At 52.7% G+C, this 1,702-nt stretch carries 1 rRNA gene; it reads right to left on the reverse strand.

Annotated elements, in window-relative coordinates:
* Positions 1–14: 14 nt before the first annotated feature.
* Positions 15–1,556: ribosomal RNA gene (locus ACJHX3_RS24835) — 16S ribosomal RNA — on the reverse strand.
* Positions 1,557–1,702: the final 146 nt, after the last annotated feature.

Here is a 1,702-nt window from a genome sequence, read left to right on the forward strand (position 1 = left end):
ACGCTTCTTTAAGGTAAGGAGGTGATCCAACCGCAGGTTCCCCTACGGTTACCTTGTTACGACTTCACCCCAGTCATGAATCACAAAGTGGTAAGCGCCCTCCCGAAGGTTAAGCTACCTACTTCTTTTGCAACCCACTCCCATGGTGTGACGGGCGGTGTGTACAAGGCCCGGGAACGTATTCACCGTGGCATTCTGATCCACGATTACTAGCGATTCCGACTTCATGGAGTCGAGTTGCAGACTCCAATCCGGACTACGACGCACTTTATGAGGTCCGCTTGCTCTCGCGAGGTCGCTTCTCTTTGTATGCGCCATTGTAGCACGTGTGTAGCCCTGGTCGTAAGGGCCATGATGACTTGACGTCATCCCCACCTTCCTCCAGTTTATCACTGGCAGTCTCCTTTGAGTTCCCGGCCGGACCGCTGGCAACAAAGGATAAGGGTTGCGCTCGTTGCGGGACTTAACCCAACATTTCACAACACGAGCTGACGACAGCCATGCAGCACCTGTCTCACGGTTCCCGAAGGCACATTCTCATCTCTGAAAACTTCCGTGGATGTCAAGACCAGGTAAGGTTCTTCGCGTTGCATCGAATTAAACCACATGCTCCACCGCTTGTGCGGGCCCCCGTCAATTCATTTGAGTTTTAACCTTGCGGCCGTACTCCCCAGGCGGTCGACTTAACGCGTTAGCTCCGGAAGCCACGCCTCAAGGGCACAACCTCCAAGTCGACATCGTTTACGGCGTGGACTACCAGGGTATCTAATCCTGTTTGCTCCCCACGCTTTCGCACCTGAGCGTCAGTCTTCGTCCAGGGGGCCGCCTTCGCCACCGGTATTCCTCCAGATCTCTACGCATTTCACCGCTACACCTGGAATTCTACCCCCCTCTACGAGACTCAAGCTTGCCAGTATCAGATGCAGTTCCCAGGTTGAGCCCGGGGATTTCACATCTGACTTAACAAACCGCCTGCGTGCGCTTTACGCCCAGTAATTCCGATTAACGCTTGCACCCTCCGTATTACCGCGGCTGCTGGCACGGAGTTAGCCGGTGCTTCTTCTGCGGGTAACGTCAATGAGCAAAGGTATTAACTTTACTCCCTTCCTCCCCGCTGAAAGTACTTTACAACCCGAAGGCCTTCTTCATACACGCGGCATGGCTGCATCAGGCTTGCGCCCATTGTGCAATATTCCCCACTGCTGCCTCCCGTAGGAGTCTGGACCGTGTCTCAGTTCCAGTGTGGCTGGTCATCCTCTCAGACCAGCTAGGGATCGTCGCCTAGGTGAGCCGTTACCCCACCTACTAGCTAATCCCATCTGGGCACATCCGATGGCAAGAGGCCCGAAGGTCCCCCTCTTTGGTCTTGCGACGTTATGCGGTATTAGCTACCGTTTCCAGTAGTTATCCCCCTCCATCAGGCAGTTTCCCAGACATTACTCACCCGTCCGCCACTCGTCAGCAAATCAGCAAGCTGATTTCTGTTACCGTTCGACTTGCATGTGTTAGGCCTGCCGCCAGCGTTCAATCTGAGCCATGATCAAACTCTTCAATTTAAAAGTTTGATGCTCAAAGAATTAAACTTCGTAATGAATTACGTGTTCACTCTTGAGACTTGGTATTCATTTATCGTCTTGCGACGTTAAGAATCCGTATCTTCGAGTGCCCACACAGATTGTCTGATAAATTGTTAAAGAGCAGT

The organism is Escherichia sp. WS1265, assembly GCF_046487585.1.
GTDB classification, from domain to species: Bacteria; Pseudomonadota; Gammaproteobacteria; order Enterobacterales; family Enterobacteriaceae; genus Escherichia; species Escherichia coli.